Source organism: Rhodococcus sp. 05-2254-2 (assembly GCF_002259095.1).
GTDB lineage: Bacteria > Actinomycetota > Actinomycetes > Mycobacteriales > Mycobacteriaceae > Rhodococcoides.
The window spans coordinates 129,045-147,637 of the sequence record NZ_NOZJ01000019.1; the positions used below are offsets into that span (position 1 = coordinate 129,045).

Below are 18,593 nucleotides of genomic sequence, written 5' to 3' on the forward strand. Positions count from 1 at the left end.
CGGTGCATACCGACATCGACCTGTGAACGGTGTCATTCGCGGTCGTCGGTACGACTGACGTCACGCTCCAACAGTACGTTCGGGACGTCACGGAGGTCGATGACCAAAACGCGCGCGATTCGTGACCGACCCCGCTACCGTGCGCGTTTGCCCGCGCTTCTCGCGAGCGCCGAGACGATCGGGTACCCGAGAAGGATGCCGACCGAACCCCACGCGATACCGCCGAGCTCGACCGATCCGACGGACAGCGTCAGGTCACCGATTCCGGCGACGAGCGCGGCAGCGACGACCATGAGATTGACCGGATCGGTGAAGTCGACCTTCGCGTCGGTCCAGATGCGTACGCCCAACAGCCCGATGAGGCCGTACAGAACCAGGGTTGCGCCGCCGATGACCCCGTCGGGCACGGTGAAGATCAGTGCACCGAACTTGGGCGAGAACGCGAGCACCGTCGCGGTGATCGATGCGACCCAGTACGCGGCGGTCGAGTAGACACGAGTGGCCGCCATGACGCCGATGTTCTCCGCGTAGGTGGTGGTTCCCGAACCGCCGCCTGCTCCGGCCAGCGTGGTCGCCAGCCCGTCGGCGATCAAGGCGTCGCCGGCCACATCGTCGAGGTTCTTGCCGGTCATCGCGGCGACGGCTTTGACGTGCCCCACGTTCTCGGCGACCAGGACGATCACCACCGGCAGCGCCACGAGGATCACCGACAGCTCGAACGACGGTCCACGAAACTCGGGCAGACCGATCCAGCTCGCAGCGCTGAGTGCGTCGAGTCGCGGTTGCGCGATCCCTCCGGTGACTGCGGCGAACACCCAACCCACGACGACGCCGAGCAGAATTCCCAGTCGCCCGATCAGGCCGGGCCCCACCGCTGTCGCCAGCAGAATCGCGACCAGGGTGATGGCTGCGATCAGCGGCTGTGCCTCGAACGACGTGGTGGCGGCCGGTGCCAGGTTCAGCCCGATGAGCACCACGACGGCTCCGGTCACGACGGGCGGCATCGCCGCGTCGAGTACCCGCTGCCCTGCGAACTTCACCACGAAGCCCACTGCTGCCAGTACGACGCCCACACACAGCACGGCTCCGAGCTGGGCGGCAGGTCCGTTCGCTTGGGTGGCACCGAGCGGGGCCAGGAACGCGAAGGAGGAACCCAGGTAGCTGGGCACCCGGCCTCGGGTGATGAGCAGGAACAGCGCCGTCCCTATGCCCGAGAACAGCAGCGTCGTCGACACCGGAAATCCGGTGATCGTCGGAACCAACAGGGTCGCGCCGAACATCGCGACCACATGCTGCATTCCGATACCGATGGTGCGGGGCCACGTCAATCGCTCGTCGGGCGAGACCACCGCCCCGGCGTCGACGGTCTTTCCGTTTCCGTGCAGCGTCCAACCGAGAGTTCTCATGATGGAAGGCAACACTATTGGATCAGCCGAGAATCGCGCTCACTGCCTCGCGGGCAGCGGCGGTACTGTCCGTTTTCAGGGCGGCCGCGGCCGCTTCCTTGCACTGAGCGAGCGTGACCGTTGCCAGTTTCGACCCGACATGCGCGACGGCAGCCGACGCAGCCGAGAGCGAGGTGATGCCGAGCCCTACCAGCACGCAGGCCAGCAGCGGATCGGCAGCGGCCTCACCGCAGACTCCGACGGGCTTGCCCGCCTTGGCTCCCGCGGCCGCGGTGTGCGCCACCAGTGCCAACACGGCCGGCTGCCACGGATCGGTCAGGCCGGCGAGCTGAGCGGACATGCGGTCGGCGGCCATCGTGTACTGCGCCAGATCGTTGGTGCCGATGGACAGGAAGTCGACGTGCTCGAGGATGTGTTCGGCGAGCAGAGCGGCGGCGGGGATCTCGATCATGACACCCGGAGTGAGTCCGCGCTCGCGGACGTCGGCAGCGAAATCCTTTGCCTCCAGCGCGGTCGCGATCATCGGAGCCATCACCCACGGGGAGGAATCGGTCGCCTTCGCGGCTGCTGCGATGCCGTCGAGCTGACGATACAGAATCCCTCGGTCGGCCTCGGCGATGCGGATGCCGCGAATGCCCAGTGCCGGGTTGGCCTCGTCGGGATGAGTGGCGAACCGAAGTGGCTTGTCCGAGCCGGCATCGAGAGTCCGAACGACGACCTTCTTGCCTGCGAACGCGTCGAGTACCTGTGCGTAGATCTCGGCCTGCTCGTCGACGGTGGGTTCGGAGTCGCGGTCCAGAAAGCACAGTTCGGTGCGAAACAGACCGACGCCGTCCGCTGCGCTCGACCGCGCCGCGCGAGCACCGGCACCGTCCTGGACGTTGGCGAGAATGTCGACTGCGTGGCCGTCGGCGGTGGTTCCGGGACCGACCCACTGGGATACCCGGTCGAGCTCGTCACGGGCAGACACGACGGCAGCGCGGGCCGAGTCGGCGTCGGGTTCGAGATCGATGCGGCCGCTGGTTCCGTCGACGGATGCGTTCGTACCCGCGGCGATGTCGTCGAGCCCAGCCACGGCGACGATGCACGGAATGCCCAGCTGGCGCGCAATGATCGCGGTGTGACTGGTCGGACCGCCCAGCGAGGTGGCGAGTCCGACGATCAGGGTGGGGTCCAGACCTGCGGTGTCGGCGGGCGCAAGATCGTCGGCGAACAGCACCGACGGTTGCTCGGGTACCGGAACACCGGGCTCAGGAACGCCGAGTATCTCGGCAATGACGCGATCGCGAATGTCGCGCAGATCGGTCACGCGCTCGGCCATCAGTCCGCCGAGCTGGGTGAACATCGCGGCGAACTTCTCCGTTGCCGCCGCCGTTGCCGTGACGGCAGAACTGCCCTTGGCGATCGAGGACCGAGCGGCACCGAGCCATCCGCGGTCGGTGGCCATCGCGGCGTTGGCAGACAGAACCTCCGAAGCAGCGCCGGTCGCGAGTTCCGCACGACCGCGTAGTCGGGAGGCGACAGCATTCGCTGCGGCGTCGAAGACAGCCTTCTCGGCCTCCCGATCCGCCTCGGCGACCTCGCCGGTGTCGGCCGGGATGGACGGTCGGGCACCGGGACGAATGACGGGGCCGTATCCGACGCCGGGCACGACGGGTGTGCCGCGCAGTGTCGTCTGCGCTGCTCCGGCCCCGGCTGCATCGACTGTGGTGTCGGTGTGTGCGGTCGAAGCGGTGCTAACCGATCCCGTCATGTGGTCCTCCTCGGATCCTGCGTGAACAAAGGTCATCGCATCTGTTCGGCGAGCTGTGGCGTACTCACTCACTTGCCTGTGTTGTGACCGAGATTACTCCAAACCCTTGACATGTCAACACACACGGGCGTAAAACAACATAAAGCAACATCAACCGGGAAGGAGACGCAGGTGTACGCCGAAGAACGCCAACACGCCATCGCCGAACTGATCAGCACGCACGGCCGCGTCTCCGTCAACGATCTGTCGGCCACGTACGGCGTCACCACCGAAACCGTGCGACGCGATCTCGCCACCCTCGACCGAATGGGAGTCGTCCGCCGCGTCCACGGTGGAGCAGTACCCGCGTCCGCACTGACCACACTCGAGCCCGGCGTCTCCGAGCGAGAGTTCACCCGCGCCGACCAGAAGGACGCCATCGCGGCCGCGGCGTTGTCCTTCCTGCCACCGGTGGGCGGCAGTGCGGTGTTCGACGCGGGCACCACGACGGGCCGGTTGGCGGGCCTGCTTCCCCACGACCGCGAGCTGACTCTGGTGACCAACTCGGTGCCGATCGCCGCCCGGGCCGCAACCATGCCGAGCGTGAGTCTTCGACTGCTCGGCGGGCGGGTGCGCGGAACCACCCAGGCTGCCGTCGGCGACGAAGCACTGCGCGCCCTCGAATGGCTTCGCGTGGACGTGGCGTTCATCGGCACCAACGCCATCAGCGTCGGGCACGGATTGTCCACGCCCGACAGTGACGAGGCAGCAGTCAAGCGTGCCATGGTCGAGGCGGCCAACCACGTTGTGGTGCTGGCCGATTCGTCGAAGATCGGCCGCGAGCATCTGGTGAGCTTCGCCCGAGTGGGATCCATCGACGTCATCGTCACCGACAGCGACATCTCGACCAACGACCGTAAGAATCTCAGCGACAAAGGAATCGAGGTGGTGATCGCATGATGGTCACACTCACGGCCAACCCGAGCATGGACCGGACGGTCACACTCGACGCACCGCTCGTCCGCGGCGGCGTACACCGGGCATCGACGTCGGCCACCGACCCGGGCGGCAAGGGCGTCAACGTCGCTCGCGTCCTCGGCGGATCCGGAATCGACGCGATGGCCGTACTCCCGGCCAATGCCGGAGACCCCCTGCTCGACGCGATGTCCGACAAGGGCGTGCGGTACTCCGCCGTTCCGACGTCGGGGCCGGCCCGTACCAACATCACGGTGAGCGAGGTCGGTGGCACCACCACCAAGATCAACGAGCCCGGTGCGACGGTGTCGGAGCAGACCCGCACCGAGCTGCGGGAGCGAATCCTCTCTCTCGCAGTCGATGCCGAATGGGTGGTGCTCTCCGGTTCGCTTCCGCCCGGTCTGCCCGTCGACTGGTACGCCGAGCTCGTCGCGGCGCTGCGCGCCACCTCGGCGAAAGTTGCGGTCGACACCTCCGACGAGCCACTGCTCGCTCTCGCGGCAGCCTTCCCGGCGTCGGCACCCGATCTGATCAAACCCAATTCCGAGGAACTCGCCCAACTCACCGGGTACGATTCCGAAGAACTGGAAAGTGCAGCGGCGCAGGGTGATCCGACGGCAGCGATCGCAGCCAGCACGATCCTTCTCGGCCGAGGCGTCGGCGCGGTACTGGCCACTCTGGGCAGTGCCGGAGCCGTACTGGTCACCGAGGACGGTTCCTGGTACGCCAGCCCGCCCCCGATCACCGCGGTCAGCACGGTCGGCGCAGGCGATTCCTCGCTCGCCGGCTACATCCTCGCCGATGCCGAGAACTGTTCCGACGCAGACAAACTTCGCCGCGCCGTCGCCTACGGAACGGCGGCAACCGCGCTTCCAGGCACCACGCTTCCACTGCCCGAGCAGACCCACCCGAATTCGGTGACGGTCCGTGCGCTCGACATCCCCACCTCCGTCACCCCGTCCGCGCTCTCCCCTTCTTCGAATCGTCTCTAGGAGCCTGCAATGTCCACCCCCACCGAAGATCAGCAGATCATCGCCGAGGATCTGATCCTCCTCGACGCCGATCTCGGCGAATCCAAGGAAGCCGTCATCGAACGCCTCGCAGGCGTTCTGGCTTCCGCGGGTCGCGCAACCGAGACCGATGCTCTGCGCGACGCCGCTCTGGCCCGCGAAGCGCAGTCTGCAACAGGCCTGCCCGGCGGCATCGCCATCCCGCACTGCCGCTCCGAAGCGGTCACCTCGGCCTCGCTCGGATTCGCCCGACTGAACCCCAAGGTCGATTTCGGTGCCCCCGACGGCCCCGCCGACCTCGTGTTCCTCATCGCCGCGCCGGCCGGTGCCGGATCGGCACACATGAAGTTGCTCTCCAGCCTGGCGCGCGCCCTGGTCAAGCCGGAGTTCGTCACCTCGCTGCGCAACGCGTCCTCGGCAACCGAGATCGTCACGCTCGTCGACGGCGTCATCAACCCTGCTGCCAAGCCGGCCGCGACGACCACTGCGGCAGCTCCCGTGTCGACCGCCAAGCACAGCGCGGCCGCCACCCCGGCCGAGGCCACTGCCCCCAAGCACATCGTCGCAGTCACCGCCTGCCCAACCGGAATCGCGCACACCTACATGGCTGCCGATTCCCTCGTCGCCGCCGGTGAGCGCGCCGGAGTCACGGTGCACGTCGAGACCCAGGGCTCGAGCGGCAGCACGCCGCTGGACCCGAAGATCATCGCCGGAGCCGAAGCAGTCATCTTCGCCACCGACGTGGGCGTCAAGGGCCGCGAGCGTTTCGCCGGCAAGCCCGTCATCTCCTCGGGCGTCAAGCGCGCCATCAACGAGCCCGACGTCATGCTCACCGAAGCCCTACGCGCTGCACTGAACCCGGACGCAGCTCGCGTCGGCGGTACCGCAGTGGCTGCCGGCTCGAACGACTCCGCAGGTGAACTCGGCTGGGGCACCCGCATCCGCCAGATCCTGCTCACCGGCGTCAGCTACATGATCCCGTTCGTCGCGGCCGGTGGTCTGCTGATCGCTCTCGGCTTCCTGCTCGGCGGATACGAGATCTCCGGAGTTGCCGAGGACATCGTCGTCAACAACTCCATCACCTCGCTGCCCGAAGGCGGAATCGCCGCCTACCTCGGTGCCGTGCTCTTCCAGATCGGCGCGCTGTCCTTCAGCTTCCTGGTGCCCGCGCTGGCCGGCTACATTTCCTACGCCATTGCCGACAGACCAGGTCTGGCACCGGGATTCACCGCAGGTGCGGTGGCCGTTCTGGTGGGTGCAGGCTTCATCGGCGGTCTCGTCGGTGGTCTGATCGCCGGCTTCGTCGCACTCTGGATCAGCAAGTGGAAGATCCCCGCAGTTCTGCGCGGACTCATGCCGGTCGTCATCATTCCGCTGTTCGCCACACTCATCGTCGGCGCGATCATGTTCCTGCTGCTCGGCAAGCCGCTCGCCGCGATCACCAGTGGACTCACCGACTGGCTCAACGGCCTCAGCGGTTCCTCGGTCATCATCCTCGGCATCATTCTCGGCCTGATGATGTGCTTCGACCTCGGCGGACCGGTCAACAAGGCAGCCTACGCATTCGCCACCGCAGGCCTGTCGGTCACCGACACCGCGTCGCTGCGCATCATGGCAGCGGTCATGGCCGCCGGAATGGTGCCGCCACTGGCCATGGCACTCGCCTCGACCGTCCGCGCACGCCTGTTCACCGAAGCCGAACGCGAGAACGGCAAGGCCGCGTGGTTCCTGGGAGCTGCATTCATCTCCGAGGGCGCAATCCCGTTCGCCGCGGCCGACCCGTTCCGCGTCATCCCCTCGATGATGGCCGGCGGCGCAGTGACCGGTGCGATGATCATGGCGTTCGACGTCACCCTCAGCGCACCCCACGGCGGCATCTTCGTGTTCTTCGCGATCGGAAACATCCTGTGGTTCATCCTTTCGCTGGCAGCGGGCACCATCGTCTCGGCGTTCCTGGTCGTCTCGGCCAAGCAGTTCGTCAAGGGCAAGAACGCCCCGTCCGACGCCGAACTCGATCCCGCACTCGCCACCGTCTGACACTCGCTACGATCGCAACAACCCCACTACGAAGGAGCACCATGCCCAGCACCACAGTCGCCGTCGGATCCTCGATCGGGCTGCACGCCCGCCCCGCAGCACTGATCGCCGACGCCGTCGCCGAAGCCGGCGTAGACGTCACCCTCGCAGTGGCCGACTCGGAGCCGGTGGATGCAGGTTCGGCCCTGATGATCATGACGCTCGGCGCCACCAAGGGCACCGAAGTCACCGTCAGCAGCGACGACCAGGCCGCACTCGACAAGGTCGTCGCCCTCGTCGAAGCAGACTTGGACGCATAAGTCGTTCCGCAGGCTCCACTCCTGCGACGCATAAGTCGTTCCGCAGGCTCCACTCCTGCGACGCATAGGTCGTTCCGCAGGCTCCACTCCTGCGACGCCTAACGAGAACGCATCGATCGCCGGACGGTGAATCCCACCGCTCCGGCGATCAGCACCACACCGGCAGCGACGGCCGCTCGGAACTCCCATTCCGAGTCCGTCGCTGTCGGCGTTTGCGGCGACCGATCTGCGCTCGAGGTCGGCGACACCGACTCCAGCGCACTGGATTCGGCGGCGGTGGGCTCCGGAACAGCGAGTTCGAGAGACCGCGCATCCGTGAATCGAAGAATCGGCGGAAGGCTTCCGTCCGTCGGAGCGAAACCCGCTTCCGACGCCAGGAGCAGACTTCCGTCGTCGAGGAACGCCAGTGCCTCACCCTGCGGTTGATCGGGCAATGCCATCACTGCCCGCGGCGTGGCAGGATCGACCAACGCCGACGCGATATTGCCATCGGACGAATCGAACAGGTACGCGTCGGTGTACGTGCGCACCGCGGCGACGCTGCCGTCGGCGCTCACCGCTCCCCCGGTCGCCAATATCGATCCGACCACGAACGCCGGCCCACCGACCGTGTCCGTTGCGGTGAACGCCAGATCTCCGACCTTGCGCATCGGCGTCGGCCCTGGACTGCTCAGATCGGTGACGGATTCGTCGCCTGCAGGTACATACACCCCGCTCACGCCCGAGAGTTCCTTGGTGACGATCACCGGTCTACCACCGGGCTCGATCAGGATCGCCTCGGCGTCGTGTGCGCCGTCCGGGTAGGTCAGTCGGTACAGTTCGCCCGCACCCGATGCCGGGTCCATGCGCGTCAATGCCACTGTGTCGCGTCGCATCTGATTGTCGCCGATGTCCGCCAACCACAGCGAGCCGTCGTACGACGTCAGGTCCTCGACGTCGTACGGGTCAACGGGAACGTCGATCCATCGCTCGACCGTGCAGTCGGCACCGAGCGCCGCGACCCGATCATCGGCTCCGCTGTCGCCGATTGCGTAGAGGACCCCGTCGATCGAGGTCAGGCCGGACAACTCGGCGAGACCAGGATCGGTTGGTCGACAATACGTTTCGGTCTCGATCGGAGCTGCGAAGGCAGGCCCCGAGAACGCGACCGTCGTGGCGACCGCAGCCGCGGCCGCTCCGCACACCACCAGCCGTGGCCCCACCGAGATCAGGCGGTGGGAACGGTTGCCGTGAACTCGACCAGCGCTGCCGCGAGCGATTGCGGCACACGCGCTTCCACGCGCGTGCCCTCTTCCTCGTGGGTGGATTTCACGATCCGGCCGTCGGTGTGGATGCGCGCGACCAGATCGCCACGGGTGTACGGCACGAGTACGTCGACCAACACGTCCGGCTCGGAGAGGATCTCGGCCAGGTGATCTCGCAGGGCGTCGATTCCCTCGCCGGTCTTGGCCGAGACGAACCGGGCACCGTCGAGCAATCCGCGCAGCTGGGTCAGCTGTACCGGATCGGCAGCGTCGATCTTGTTGACCACCAACAACTCCGGCGGCATCTTCGCATCCTGCTCGCGAACAACCTCGGTGATCACCTCGCGCACGGCCTTGATCTGATCGATCGGAAGAGGATCCGATCCGTCGACCACGTGCAGCAGCAGGGTTGCATCGGTGACTTCCTCGAGCGTCGAGCGGAACGCTTCGACCAACTGAGTCGGAAGGTGCCGAACGAAGCCGACGGTGTCGGTCAGCACGATCTCGCGGCCGTCTTCGAGGGTCGACTTGCGCGTGGTGGGATCGAGGGTGGCGAACAACGCGTTCTGGACCAACACACCGGATCCGGTCAGGGCATTCAGCAGACTCGACTTGCCCGCGTTCGTGTATCCCACGATCGCGATGGACGGCACCGTACCGCTCAGGCGCTGTTCGCGTTTGGTGTCGCGGGCCTGCTTCATGCCCTTGATCTCGCGGCGCAGCTTGGCCATTCGCTCGCGGATGCGTCGACGGTCGGTCTCGATCTTCGTCTCACCCGGTCCGCGCAGACCCACACCACCGTTGCTGCCCGCACGTCCACCGGCCTGCCGCGACATGGATTCACCCCAGCCGCGGAGCCTGGGCAACATGTACTCCATCTGGGCGAAGGCGACCTGCGCCTTGCCTTCTCGCGAGGTCGCATGCTGGGCGAAGATGTCGAGGATCAGCGCGGTGCGGTCGATGACCTTGACCTTGACGACCTTCTCCAGCGCATTGAGCTGAGCAGGCGTCAGTTCACCGTCGCAGATCACCGTGTCGGCACCGGTCGCGAGGACGATGTCGCGCACTTCCTTGGCCTTGCCGGAACCGATGTACGTCGCGGCGTCGGGCTTGTCGCGTCGCTGCATCAGCGCTTCGAGTACCTCCGAGCCGGCGGTCTCGGCCAGCGCAGCCAGTTCGGTCATGCTGGACTCGGCCTGCGCGGCCGTGCCGGTGGTCCAGACTCCGACCAACACGACGCGTTCGAGGCGCAGCTGCCGATACTCGACCTCGGTGACGTCGGTGAGTTCGGTGGACAGTCCGGCCACTCGACGTAGCGCGGTGCGGTCTTCGAGCTGCATGTCGCCCGACGACGGGGAGTTCTCGTCGTTCAGCGGAGACCGAGCCAGTCGCCTCGACCATGCGTCGGACTCTTCGCGAGTCCAGGCGGATTCGGTTTCGGGAGCACCGTCGACCTCGTCGCGACTGTCGTCGACCGGTTCGCCCGCAGGGGATGTTTCATGTGAGTTCGTCATACGTCACCCATGATCCACGAAAAGCCCAGCGTATGCACGCGGGTTTCGGTCCGGGCGGATGCCGAGGCCGGTGCGATCGTCAGGACTGCGCCTTCAGCCACCGGTCGTCGATCTCGCCGCGGGCCAGCAGCACCGACGGTCCGCGCAGAGTGGCACCGACGTGATCGATGTTCACGCGCACCCGACCGCCGAGCACACCGACGCTCACCTCCCCGGTCTCGAGACCCTCGTAGGACAGCGCTGCCGCGGCCGCCGCCACGGTTCCGGTGCCACACGATCGCGTCTCCCCGACGCCACGCTCGAACACGCGCATCTCGACGGCACCGTCGTCGAGCCTGGTCAGGATCTCGACGTTCGCGCCGCGGGGAAAGAACTCGGAGTCCAGTGTCGGCGGTGCGGACAGGTCGAGAGCGCCGAGAGATGCGCGCGTCAACGAACCGTCGACACAGGCCAGGTGCGGATTGCCGACGTCGATCCCGACGCCCTCGTACGTTCCGCCCGCGAGGGTCACCGAGCTCGAGCCCATCAGAGTGACGTCACCCATCGCCACGGTGACATCGGCGTCGGTGTCGTCGAACGAGTGGACGGTCACAGCGCGTGCACCGGCCCGCGAACCCACCACGAACTGGTCACGTTGTTCGAGATCGTGCACCCGCAGATAGTGCGCGAACACGCGGACGCCGTTGCCGCACATCTCGGCGATGGTGCCGTCACCGTTGCGGTAGTCCATGAACCAGTCCTCGGGCTCGACACCCGACGGAATTCGATCGAGTACGCCTGCATCTCGGAGCACACCGGCCCGGGCGACGCGCAGAATGCCGTCGGCACCGAGGCCCTGGCGTCGATCGCACAACACCGAGACCGCCGACCTGGTGAGTTCGAGCTCGGCTGCCGGATCCGGCAGTACGACGAAGTCGTTCTGAGTTCCGTGGCCTTTGGCGAATTCCATGGCCGCGAGTCTACGTGGGCTCGGTTACGAGGGATCGATCGCGGACAGGGCGTCGGACATCAGCGTGGGCGACGCACCGTCGAGCCAACGGACACGGTCGTCGCGGCGAAACCACGAGCGTTGGCGTCGCACGTAGCGTCTGGTTCCGATGAACGTCCGTTCGCGCGCGAACTCGACGTCGTACTCCCCCGCCAACACGTCGAGAGCCTGCGCGTACCCGATCGCGCGCGACGCAGTGACGCCCTCACGCAGCCCCAGACCGAGCAGCCCCTCCACCTCGTCGAGCAGTCCGGTCTCGAACATCTGTCGCGTGCGCTCGGCGATCCGCTCGTCCAGTTCGGCCGTGTCGCGGTCGACTCCGAGCACCACCGTGCCCCAGCGAGGTGCGCCGATCTTCGGAGCCGAGGCCGCGAACGGCTGCCCCGTCAGCTCCACCACCTCGAGCGCCCGGACCATGCGCCTGCCGTCGGTGGGCAGTATCGACGCGGCAGCCTCGGGATCGGCGGCCGTCAACGCGCGATGGATCTCCTCGACACCGTTGCGTTCGAGGACTGCTTCCCACTTCGCCCGCACGACGGGGTCGGTTGCCGGAAAGGCCCACTCGTCGAGCAACGATTGCACGTACATCATCGATCCCCCGACGATGATCGGGCGCAATCCGCGCGATCTGATGTCCTCGACGTCGGCGACCGCAGCCGCTTGATACCGCGCGACCGTGGCGATGTCGGTGACCTCGAGCACATCGAGTTGATGGTGCGGAATCCCCCGCCGCTGAGCGACTGGCAGTTTCGCGGTCCCGATGTCCATTCCCCGGTACTGCTGCATCGCGTCGATGTTGACGATTTCGCCGCCGAATTTCTCGGCCAGATCGAGAGCCAGATCGGATTTACCTGCGGCCGTCGGGCCGATGATCGCGACCGGAGTCGTGGCCGGATCGCTCGCCCCGTCAGTCACGAGACCAGGTCCCCACGAAGTATCCGACGCCGAAGGGGGCACCTCGGTAGAGCTCCGTCGTCGTCTTCGCATCGGCTCCGGCGAGTGCTGCCAGCACCTGCCACGCCGCTCGGCCGCCGACACCGAGCGATGCGCACAGGTCCGGTTCCAGACCGGCCAACGCGTCGACGTCCGCTGCCGCGAGGGCATCGTCGATCCGGTGCTGGACCTCCTGGGCGCGTTCGTCGAACGATCCGGGGGCCTTCGGAGTCAGCGTGTTCGCCCCGTCTGCCAGCACCAGCACGCCCCAGCTCTCCGCCGAGGCGTCGAACTCTCGGCGCAGCTTCTCGCCGAACTCGGCGCACCACTCGGGGCTCGCATCGGCCGGGATCGTGCGGACCTCGACCGCGTCGTCGGGCGCAGCCACTCCTCGCAGCCACCCCGCGATCAGAACGGCCAGCGGCAGGTCCGGGTCTGCCGCAGTCTGATCCGCGGCGCCGGACAGGCTCACCACCACGTCGACTCCGAATCCTCGCAACGTGCCGACCGTGGCCTCGCCGAACGTGGAGGACGTGCGATCGACGCCGACGGCGATCCAGCGGTCGACCGTCGACGCCAGGTGTGTCGTGGCGCTGACGGCGGCGGCCCGAAGATCTGCTGTCTCGGCCGCCCCCGCGCCCATCAGTTCGGGGACCAACAACGGCGGAGAGGGCACCAGGGCCGCGGCACGAAACACGAGCACCACGCTAGTCGCTGGTGCGACTTGGCCGGACGGGTCCACCTCGAGTCGTCTGAGCTGTTTCAATGGTCCGATCGGTCGTCACCTAGTTCAATGGTGTCCAGATCGCGATTGAGGCAGCCGTGACGCGCGGCAGAGATGAGGAACAATGACCGACCCGAACGCCGGTACCCCCACCACCCCCGAGGCTCCGTCCTCGGATGCACCCGCCCAGCCCCCCGGTGCCACCGCTCCCGATGCGGCGAACCACGGCGGACCCAAGCCCGGAGGTGGACCCAAGCCGGGCGGTGGACCGAAGCCCGGTGGTGGACCCAGGCCCGCGGGTCCCGGTACCGGTTCTCCTCGGCCCGGCGGTTCGGCCGGTGCCAAACCTCACCCCACGCCCTCCCACGTCCCCACGGCAATCCCGGCGGTCACGCCTGCGAGCGATCCCAGCAAGTTCGGCAGAGTCGACGACGACGGTACGGCGTGGGTGACCACCTCCGACGGCGAGCGGCAGATCGGGTCCTGGCAAGCCGGAGACGCAGCGGAAGGGCTCGCCCATTTCGGTCGGCGTTACGACGATCTTGCCACCGAGGTCGGTCTGCTCGAAGCTCGATTGACCTCCGGTACAGGCGACGCCAAGAAGACCAAGGCCGCAGCGTCCGCGCTGCTGGAGAGCCTGCCGACTGCGGCAGTGATCGGTGACCTCGATCTGCTCGCGAGGCGACTCGACGCGGTCGTCGAGCATTCGGACGCCGCAGCAGCGGTGGCCAAGCACGAGAAGGAGCTCGAACGCGCCGAACACACGGCACGCAAGGAAGCTCTCGCAGTCGAAGCCGAACAGATCGGCAGCGAATCGACCCAGTGGAAGCACGCGGGAGATCGGCTACGCGAAATCCTCGACGAGTGGAAGACGATTCGCGGGGTCGACCGCAAGATCGACGATGCCCTGTGGAAGCGGTACTCGAAGGCTCGGGAGAACTTCAATCGTCGCCGCGGCGCGCACTTCGCCGATCTCGATCGTGAGCGCGGTGCGGCCAAGACTCGCAAGGAAGAACTCGTCGAGCGGGCCAAAGCCCTGTCGTCGTCCACCGATTGGGGTCCCACCGCAGCTGCGTTCCGCGATCTGCTGGTGGAGTGGAAAGCATCCGGCCGCGCTCCTCGTGATGCCGACGACGCTCTGTGGAAGAACTTCAAGGCCGCACAGGACGTGTTCTTCGCCGCCCGTAACGCCGCGGCCTCCGAGCGGGACGCCGAGTTCGAGGCCAACGCCGAGGCCAAGGAAGCCCTGCTGGCCAAGACCCACATCGACCCGAGCAAGGACCTCGACGCTGCCCGCTCGGCGCTGCGCGATCTGCAGGACAAGTGGGATGCAATCGGCAAGGTCCCGCGCGAGAAGATGCAGGAACTCGAAGGCAAACTGCGCGCGATCGAGAAGTCGGTGCACGACGCGGTCGAGTCGCAGTGGCGTCGCTCCGACCCCGAGGCCGTTGCCCGCGCGGCCCAGTTCCGCGAACGGGTGGCTCAGTTCGAGGATCAGGCCGCGAAGGCGAACGCAGCAGGCAAGACCAAGGATGCCGAGCGTGCGCTGGCACAGGCCCAGCAGTGGCGCGAGTGGGCCGACGCGGCGGAAAGCGCCGTCGACGAACTGTGAGTCGACGAACTGTGATTCGCTGACCGGGGACGGCCGTTCGGGCCTACGGGGCCGAGTGGCCGTCCCACAGTCGGAGCTTCTGTTCACCCGACGCGGCCGCGATGCGTCGCTGCTCCTGGGCGGCGAGTTGGGCGTTCGTCTTCTTCCACACGGCCTTGAGCCAGTGGAACGTCAGAGCGATGACGGTGATCCACGCGATGATCAGGCCGATTCCCGGTCCGGCGCCCTGCACGTTGTCCGGCACGGTCTGCCGCGTCCAGATCGAGAACATTCCGTACACCGACGACACCGCACACCCTGCCAGGGCAGCCCAGGCCAGCGCCCAGATACGGGTGACGAGTGCGAGCACCGACATCACCACACCGAACGTGAGCACGAGCACGACGAAGACGCGCGACGGCAGTGCGATCGATTCGGCAACTGCGGCATCGCTGCCCGTGAGCACGTCGAACCCGCTGGCCGATCCGGTGTGCGGCAACGCGAACGTGAACAGCAGGACCATGACCAGCCCGGCCACCACCATGGCCCGCGCGCCCGGATCCAGTTCGGTCATCACCGCCCTCTCGGTCCGCCCGAGTTCCTCTGCGGATCGAGAGGGTACGACGCGATCGGGTCCGTCTGTCTCTGTCATGCGGTGCATCCTGTCTCTGGCGTCAGCGGCGCCGGTGCGCCGATCGAGGGAAGTCCGAGGCCGACGCCGATCGGTGCCGTCTTCGGCATCACTCCGCGTTCGTGGGCGTCTCCTGCTGCCGTACGGCGGTGGGTGAGCACGCCGGCATCGGCGATGAGGTGGTACGGGGCGGCTGCAGTGAGTGTGGTCGTGACGACGTCACCCGGACGAATCTCGCTCGCCCTGTCGGCGTCCACGGCGAAGTGGACGAGTCGGCCGTCCCTGGCTCGCCCGCTCATCCGATGGGTTGCCGCGTTCTTGCGACCTTCACCGGTGGCGACGAGCAGTTCGACCTCGGTACCGATCAGCGCCTGGTTGGCCGCGAGAACGATCTCCTCCTGCAACGCGATCAGCCGCAGATACCGTTCTTGCACAACCTCTTTGGGAACCTGGTCGGGCATGTCGGCCGCCGGGGTGCCCGGGCGCTTCGAGTACTGGAACGTGTAGGCGTTGGCGAACTTCGCCCGTCGCACCACGTCGAGGGTCTGCTCGAAGTCCTCTTCGGTCTCGCCGGGGAAGCCGACGATGATGTCGGTGGTGACAGCCGCGTGCGGCATGGCCGCACGCACCTTGTCGATGATGCCCATGAACTTCGTCTGCCGGTAGGACCTGCGCATGGCCTTGAGGATTCGGTCCGATCCGGACTGCAGCGGCATGTGCAGGGTGGGGCAGATGTTCGGGGTCGACGCCATGGCCTCGATGACGTCGTCGGTGAACTCGGCGGGGTGCGGCGACGTGAAGCGCACCCGCTCCAGCCCCTCGATCGAGCCGCAAGCGGTCAGCAGCGAGGCGAACGCGCCGCGATCACGGGGCATGTCCGGATCGGCGAACGAGGCACCGTACGCATTGACGTTCTGGCCGAGCAGAGTCACCTCGAGGACGCCCTGATCCACCAAAGCCTGTACCTCGGCGAGGATGTCACCCGGCCTGCGGTCGATTTCCTTGCCGCGCAATGCGGGGACGATACAGAACGTGCAGGTGTTGTTGCAGCCCACCGAGATCGACACCCAGCCGGCGTAGGCGGATTCTCGCTTCGCGGGAAGGGTGGAGGGAAAGGCCTCGAGAGATTCGAGAATCTCGACCTGCGCCTGTTCGTTGTGCCGGGCGCGCTCGAGCAGAACCGGCAGCGACCCGATGTTGTGGGTGCCGAAGACGACGTCGACCCACGGTGCCTTCTCCACGACGGTGTTGCGGTCCTTCTGCGCCAGGCAGCCACCGACAGCGATCTGCATGTTGGGATTGCGCGTCTTCGCGGGCCGCAACATGCCCAGGTTGCCGTAGAGCTTGTTGTCGGCGTTCTCGCGCACCGCGCACGTGTTGAACACGACCAGATCCGCATCGGTGCCCGAGTCCGCCGGCACGTAGCCCGCTTCCTCGAGCAGTCCGGACAGCCGCTCCGAATCGTGGACGTTCATCTGACAACCGTGCGTACGCACTTCGTAGCTGCGGGCACCTGCCGCCGACCCGTCGGTGAGCGGTACGGGCTCGGTAACCCCGCGTTCGGTCACGTCCACGGTCGGAAAAACACTCGTTTGCACCCCTCCAGGGTACGTCCACCGCACCGACCGACACGCCGGGGTCGAGGGCTCCACCGGAGACTGTCCAGGGCCGATGCAGACCGTCAGTAAAGTTTCCATTACATAATCGAAGATGACGGGCGAAAACACCGGTCGGCGAGGAAACTACGCATAGGGTTTCGATCTATGACGCACGCCACCGACGCGCCGGCATCGACTCCCCCGCCGGGCGCACCTTCGATGATCTCGCTCAAATCCGTCGACAAACATTTCGGTGATCTGCACGTCCTCAAGGACATCAACCTGGAAGTGCCGGCCGGACAGGTCGTCATCGTCGTTGGTCCTTCCGGATCGGGCAAGTCGACCCTGTGCCGGACGATCAATCGGTTGGAACCGATCGATTCCGGTGCCATCGAGGTGGACGGAGACCTGCTCCCCGCCGAGGGCAAGGCCCTGGCCGCACTGCGTGCCGACGTGGGCATGGTGTTCCAGTCGTTCAACCTGTTCGCGCACAAGACGATTCTGCAGAACGTCATGCTCGCGCCCATGAAGGTGCGCAAGCAGAAGAAGGACGAGGCAGAGAAGAGCGCATTGGCTCTGCTCGAACGCGTGGGCATCGCCAACCAGGCCGACAAGTACCCCGCCCAGTTGTCCGGTGGTCAGCAGCAGCGTGTCGCCATCGCTCGATCTCTCGCCATGAACCCCAAGGTGATGCTGTTCGACGAGCCCACCTCGGCCCTCGACCCCGAAATGGTCAACGAGGTACTCGACGTCATGACCTCGCTTGCCAAGGAGGGCATGACGATGCTCGTCGTCACCCACGAGATGGGCTTCGCTCGCAAGGCAGGCGACCGCGTCATCTTCATGGCCGACGGAGCCGTCGTCGAGGACACCGATCCGGAGACGTTCTTCAAATCCCCCAAGTCCGAACGAGCCAAGGACTTCCTCGGCAAGATTCTCGGCCACTGACCCGCTGCACCGTTCATTCCGTTCACACCACCCGATCCTTAAGGACATTCACAGTGAGAATCACCCGCCCGATCCGCCTCGGTGTCGCCATCGCCGCTCTGTCCATCGTCGCCACCGCCTGCGGTGGCGGCGAGGAAGCACGCACCATCTCCAGCAGCGCAGAGGCCGGCAACCTCATCGTCGGTATCAAGTTCGATCAGCCCGGCCTCGGGCTGCGCAACCCCGACGGCACGTTCAGCGGATTCGACGTCGAGGTGGCCAAGTACGTTGCCGGTCAGCTGGGTGTCGACGAGGCCAACATCGAGTTCAAGGAATCCCCCTCGGCCCAGCGCGAGACGCTGATCGAGAACGGTGAGGTCGACTACATCGTCGCCACCTACTCGATCACCGATACGCGTAAGGAGAAGGTCGGTTTCGCCGGACCGTACTTCGTGGCGGGACAGTCGCTGCTCGTTCGCAACGACAACACCGACATCACCGGACCTGCTTCTCTCGAAGGGAAGAGGCTCTGCTCGGTCTCCGGTTCGACTCCGGCGCAGAACATCGCCGACGAGTACCCCGGCGTGCAGCTACAGAACTACGACACCTACTCCGCCTGCGTCGAAGCCCTCAACAACAACTCCATCGATGCGGTGACGACGGACGACATCATCCTCGCCGGTTACGCCGCTCAGTTCCCGGGCCAGCTCAAGGTGGTCGGTGAGCCGTTCACCACGGAGAACTACGGCATCGGCCTGAACAAGGACGACACCGAAGGACGTAACCAGATCAACGACGCCATCGAGGAAATGATCTCCAGCGGTGCCTGGGAGCAGGCGTTCAACGACACCGTGGGTGCATCGGGTTACCCGTTGCCCGAGGCACCCACCGTCGATCGTTACTGATCTCTGATGCCGCCGAGTACCGCTGCGCAATCCGAGCAGAAGTACTCGGCGGCCTGAATTCTCTCTGAGCCGTAAGGAC

At 66.4% G+C, this 18,593-nt stretch carries 16 protein-coding genes; 7 read left to right on the forward strand and 9 right to left on the reverse strand.

All coding sequences use genetic code 11. The features are described 5' to 3' along the window. Window positions 1–134: 134 nt before the first annotated feature. Together CH283_RS20285 and ptsP are read right to left on the reverse strand one after the other, a co-directional pair. The gene (locus CH283_RS20285) at window positions 135–1,406 is read right to left on the reverse strand and encodes a uracil-xanthine permease family protein (RefSeq protein ID WP_176460470.1); all 1,272 of its coding nucleotides are present in this window, start codon (window positions 1,404–1,406) and stop codon (window positions 135–137) included. Window positions 1,407–1,428: 22 nt separating this feature from the next. Then, window positions 1,429–3,159, reverse strand: a complete 1,731-nt coding sequence (gene ptsP, locus CH283_RS20290) for a phosphoenolpyruvate--protein phosphotransferase (protein WP_255183275.1) — start codon at window positions 3,157–3,159, stop codon at window positions 1,429–1,431. Window positions 3,160–3,330: 171 nt separating this feature from the next. Here ptsP and CH283_RS20295 point away from each other — a divergent pair, with 171 nt between their 5' ends. Genes CH283_RS20295 through CH283_RS20310 form a run of 4 tightly spaced genes read left to right on the forward strand, consistent with a single transcriptional unit; the run spans window position 3,331 to window position 7,459 of the window. Next, window positions 3,331–4,098, forward strand: coding sequence for a DeoR/GlpR family DNA-binding transcription regulator (locus CH283_RS20295; RefSeq protein WP_094642039.1), 768 nt, complete (start codon window positions 3,331–3,333; stop codon window positions 4,096–4,098). Further along, window positions 4,095–5,105 (forward strand): 1-phosphofructokinase family hexose kinase, encoded by a 1,011-nt coding sequence (locus CH283_RS20300; protein ID WP_094642041.1) that lies wholly within the window; start codon window positions 4,095–4,097, stop codon window positions 5,103–5,105. Before CH283_RS20295 ends, CH283_RS20300 begins: the two co-directional genes overlap by 4 nt. A gap of 9 nt (window positions 5,106–5,114) precedes the next feature. After that, window positions 5,115–7,160, forward strand: coding sequence for a PTS fructose transporter subunit IIABC (locus CH283_RS20305; protein WP_094642043.1), 2,046 nt, complete (start codon window positions 5,115–5,117; stop codon window positions 7,158–7,160). A 41-nt stretch (window positions 7,161–7,201) separates the two neighbouring features. Beyond that, window positions 7,202–7,459, forward strand: coding sequence for an HPr family phosphocarrier protein (locus CH283_RS20310; protein WP_068050678.1), 258 nt, complete (start codon window positions 7,202–7,204; stop codon window positions 7,457–7,459). Between the two features lie 98 nt (window positions 7,460–7,557). Here the strand turns inward: CH283_RS20310 and CH283_RS20315 are convergent, their stop codons facing one another. The 5 genes from CH283_RS20315 to CH283_RS20335 all read right to left on the reverse strand — a co-directional run bounded on the left by CH283_RS20315 (window position 7,558) and on the right by CH283_RS20335 (window position 12,835). Continuing rightward, window positions 7,558–8,661, reverse strand: coding sequence for a hypothetical protein (locus CH283_RS20315; protein ID WP_094642045.1), 1,104 nt, complete (start codon window positions 8,659–8,661; stop codon window positions 7,558–7,560). A 5-nt stretch (window positions 8,662–8,666) separates the two neighbouring features. Next, window positions 8,667–10,217 carry a GTPase HflX gene (hflX, locus tag CH283_RS20320; protein ID WP_094642047.1) on the reverse strand — a complete coding sequence of 517 codons (1,551 nt, stop codon included), beginning with the start codon at window positions 10,215–10,217 and terminating at the stop codon, window positions 8,667–8,669. Window positions 10,218–10,296: 79 nt separating this feature from the next. Then, on the reverse strand, window positions 10,297–11,166 hold the full coding sequence (gene dapF / locus CH283_RS20325; protein ID WP_094642049.1) for a diaminopimelate epimerase: 870 nt from the start codon (window positions 11,164–11,166) through the stop codon (window positions 10,297–10,299). A 24-nt stretch (window positions 11,167–11,190) separates the two neighbouring features. Beyond that, complete coding sequence (gene miaA, locus CH283_RS20330) at window positions 11,191–12,120, reverse strand: tRNA (adenosine(37)-N6)-dimethylallyltransferase MiaA (protein ID WP_094642051.1); 930 nt, start codon at window positions 12,118–12,120, stop codon at window positions 11,191–11,193. Then, window positions 12,113–12,835 carry a class III extradiol dioxygenase subunit B-like domain-containing protein gene (locus CH283_RS20335; RefSeq protein WP_094642400.1) on the reverse strand — a complete coding sequence of 241 codons (723 nt, stop codon included), beginning with the start codon at window positions 12,833–12,835 and terminating at the stop codon, window positions 12,113–12,115. The genes miaA and CH283_RS20335 overlap by 8 nt, the downstream gene beginning before the upstream one ends. Window positions 12,836–12,986: 151 nt before the next feature. Between CH283_RS20335 and CH283_RS20340 the strand changes: the two genes are divergently transcribed. Next, window positions 12,987–14,474, forward strand: coding sequence for a DUF349 domain-containing protein (locus tag CH283_RS20340; protein WP_094642053.1), 1,488 nt, complete (start codon window positions 12,987–12,989; stop codon window positions 14,472–14,474). Window positions 14,475–14,517: 43 nt separating this feature from the next. Here the strand turns inward: CH283_RS20340 and CH283_RS20345 are convergent, their stop codons facing one another. Both CH283_RS20345 and miaB read right to left on the reverse strand, forming a co-directional pair. After that, entirely contained in the window at window positions 14,518–15,105 is a 588-nt protein-coding gene (locus tag CH283_RS20345) for an Rv2732c family membrane protein (RefSeq protein ID WP_068050689.1), read from the reverse strand. Beyond that, window positions 15,102–16,652: a tRNA (N6-isopentenyl adenosine(37)-C2)-methylthiotransferase MiaB gene (gene miaB, locus CH283_RS20350; RefSeq protein ID WP_094642401.1), complete on the reverse strand. Its 1,551-nt coding sequence runs from the start codon at window positions 16,650–16,652 to the stop codon at window positions 15,102–15,104. The genes CH283_RS20345 and miaB overlap by 4 nt, the downstream gene beginning before the upstream one ends. Window positions 16,653–16,901: 249 nt before the next feature. Between miaB and CH283_RS20355 the strand changes: the two genes are divergently transcribed. Together CH283_RS20355 and CH283_RS20360 are read left to right on the forward strand one after the other, a co-directional pair. Beyond that, entirely contained in the window at window positions 16,902–17,630 is a 729-nt protein-coding gene (locus CH283_RS20355) for an amino acid ABC transporter ATP-binding protein (RefSeq protein ID WP_170944851.1), read from the forward strand. A 53-nt stretch (window positions 17,631–17,683) separates the two neighbouring features. Beyond that, a complete protein-coding gene (locus tag CH283_RS20360; protein WP_068050691.1) occupies window positions 17,684–18,514 on the forward strand; it encodes a glutamate ABC transporter substrate-binding protein in 831 nt (276 codons plus the stop codon). Window positions 18,515–18,593 lie beyond the last annotated feature (79 nt).

What these genes read in the sequence shown, in the direction of transcription:
- CH283_RS20300 (WP_094642041.1), top strand. Translation starts at nt 4,095, where the DNA reads ATGATGGTCACACTCACGGCCAACCCGAGCATGGACCGGACGGTCACA.
- CH283_RS20305 (WP_094642043.1), top strand. Translation starts at nt 5,115, where the DNA reads ATGTCCACCCCCACCGAAGATCAGCAGATCATCGCCGAGGATCTGATC.
- CH283_RS20310 (WP_068050678.1), top strand. Translation starts at nt 7,202, where the DNA reads ATGCCCAGCACCACAGTCGCCGTCGGATCCTCGATCGGGCTGCACGCC.
- dapF (WP_094642049.1), bottom strand. Translation starts at nt 11,166, where the DNA reads ATGGAATTCGCCAAAGGCCACGGAACTCAGAACGACTTCGTCGTACTG.
- ptsP (WP_255183275.1), bottom strand. Translation starts at nt 3,159, where the DNA reads ATGACGGGATCGGTTAGCACCGCTTCGACCGCACACACCGACACCACA.
- CH283_RS20355 (WP_170944851.1), top strand. Translation starts at nt 16,902, where the DNA reads ATGATCTCGCTCAAATCCGTCGACAAACATTTCGGTGATCTGCACGTC.
- CH283_RS20345 (WP_068050689.1), bottom strand. Translation starts at nt 15,105, where the DNA reads ATGACAGAGACAGACGGACCCGATCGCGTCGTACCCTCTCGATCCGCA.
- CH283_RS20285 (WP_176460470.1), bottom strand. Translation starts at nt 1,406, where the DNA reads ATGAGAACTCTCGGTTGGACGCTGCACGGAAACGGAAAGACCGTCGAC.
- CH283_RS20340 (WP_094642053.1), top strand. Translation starts at nt 12,987, where the DNA reads ATGACCGACCCGAACGCCGGTACCCCCACCACCCCCGAGGCTCCGTCC.
- hflX (WP_094642047.1), bottom strand. Translation starts at nt 10,217, where the DNA reads ATGACGAACTCACATGAAACATCCCCTGCGGGCGAACCGGTCGACGAC.